Source organism: Desulfatiglans anilini DSM 4660 (genome assembly GCF_000422285.1).
In the GTDB taxonomy this organism is placed as follows: domain Bacteria; phylum Desulfobacterota; class DSM-4660; order Desulfatiglandales; family Desulfatiglandaceae; genus Desulfatiglans; species Desulfatiglans anilini.
Map to the genome: position 1 here is coordinate 1 of NZ_AULM01000096.1, position 1,973 is coordinate 1,973.

Below are 1,973 nucleotides of genomic sequence, written 5' to 3' on the forward strand. Positions count from 1 at the left end.
CCTGGGTTCCGGGTGGGTAGTCAAAGGGTAGCCGGAAACGGCATTAAATCCGAACGGTTAGACGTAGGCCCAAAAAACGCGTGTTACTACGCTTCTGAATGGCGGTTCACAACTTCCAGAATCGGTTTAGGGATTGAAATTTTTAATGTTTTCAGCGTAGACAGGACCTCCTCTGGGGGTTCATTGCGTCGAAAGAATAGGTGACTCGGGGTCTCGAATTCCGTGGCCTGGAACTGAGCCAAGGCATGATGGAGCCACCCCCATGTCTTGCCGGTCATGAACTCGGCTACCCGTTGGAGCAACAGGGCCAGCACACAGATTTTGATATGCGCTTCAATTCGACGCGGCAACCAATGATACATAGGAGTCATATGGATCTGAGTGCTCTTCATCGTACGGAAACAGCGCTCGATGATCAGGAGGTTTTTGTACCCTGTGGCGGCATCTTCTGCCTGGAGGGTGTCATCATTGGTGATGAGGACCCATTTGCCGTCAAGCTTCCGGGCCGCTTCGATCTTGGCTGTGTCGATGAAGATCTTCCCGGCCTTGCTGATGCCGAGATAGCGTCTGGTGCGTTGGGAGGCCAGGAGCTCGATCGCCCATTTGGCCGTGGCATCCCAATCCCTGTGACGGTCGAGCTCCTGCCGCAGCTCTTCCAGGACAGATTCCCGGTGCAGATTTTGCCGTTCCGCTTCCCTCGGGTTGAAGCAGACGAAGGTGCGCCTGCGCAAGACCCCGGTGCCGATTTCGACCTCTTTGACCTGGAGATTGTCCCCTACCTTTTTGTATCGTCCCCCACGGGTCAAAACTTCTTCCTTGATCTCTTTGACGCTCCCCGCCCTGGCAGCCAGGAGGTATTTACCCCCGCCCAGAGACAGGCGTTTGCGGTTGTCTTCAGAGTTCATGCCGGCATCGGCGACAAAGAGGCAGCGGTTCAACTGCCATCCCCTCAGATCTTTTTTGACCGTTTCGATCGTGGTCACATCCGCCGTGTTGCCCGGGAACACCCAGGAGCGGACCGGAAACCCCTCTCGAGTGACCGCCAGAGCCACCACCACTTGAGGGTTCCACGTCCCATTTTTGGATTTCCCGCGCTTGCGCAGGCCGGATACGGGCCGGGACAGATCCTCTTCGCCGCCCTCCGCGCTCACGACGAGCTCGGCATCTTCGAAGTCGATCTCGAAAGACGCCGTGGTCGTATCGTAGAACACCACATCGACCTCGAGGTTGAAGAGGTTGGCGGTGTTGAAGAAAATGGTTTTTTCGACCTCCCCCGCGCTTGCATGGAGCAGGTCCATCGCTTCATAAAAGTGGTCAAGCTTCAGTCCCTGGCAAGACGGGAGATAGACCGTCGGGAGCCACCGGTCCCATACTCCCAGCTTGCTGCGCGGTTCGCAAAGCCGGTTGGCGGTCATCGCAAAAAGCGCTCGCTCATAAGGGACTTGACAGTTTGCATCTGCGGCAACCTTGCGCAGCGCCTCTCCGATACCCAGGCGCTCCCACAACGCCTCCGCAACCAACACCGGGCCCAATTGCCGGGAACCCAGGAGTTTGAGCTCGGCCGGCCACGTTTTCTCAAGCGAGGTTCTTCCCGGCACGGCGGTTCCGCCCACTTCCAACTCGAGCCCGCAGGCGCGCGCAATCGATTGGCACAGGCGCATCATGGCATCACGGTCGATCAAGTCAGCCCGCCCGAAATTATGAATGATCTGGGCGGTCGGTTTGTGCGTCTCAGGGTGGCGAACGTTATGCGCGAGCTGGAGGTACTCGACCACGGAGCCGTCTCGATTTTTGCGTTTGGTCGTTCGAATAAACATATCTACGTGGTTACCATATACCACATAGCATGTCAATATGATAACGATCAAGTCGTGTTACTACAGGTTTTTGCGGTTTTTCAGATGCCCCCCTTGATTTTATTAGGAAAATCCGGCTTCGGAGGCCAAAAAGTGCCTACTGAGCCGGAACTCAGG

At 56.4% G+C, this 1,973-nt stretch carries 2 protein-coding genes; one reads left to right on the forward strand and one right to left on the reverse strand.

The genetic code is table 11. The features are described 5' to 3' along the window. Positions 1–86: 86 nt before the first annotated feature. The gene (locus H567_RS0121190) at positions 87–1,817 is read right to left on the reverse strand and encodes an IS1634 family transposase (protein ID WP_028322916.1); all 1,731 of its coding nucleotides are present in this window, start codon (positions 1,815–1,817) and stop codon (positions 87–89) included. Between H567_RS0121190 and H567_RS29490 the strand changes: the two genes are divergently transcribed. Next, a partial coding sequence (locus H567_RS29490) for a hypothetical protein (RefSeq protein ID WP_208598448.1) occupies positions 1,749–1,973 on the forward strand: 225 nt, incomplete at its 3' end. The genes H567_RS0121190 and H567_RS29490 overlap by 69 nt on opposite strands.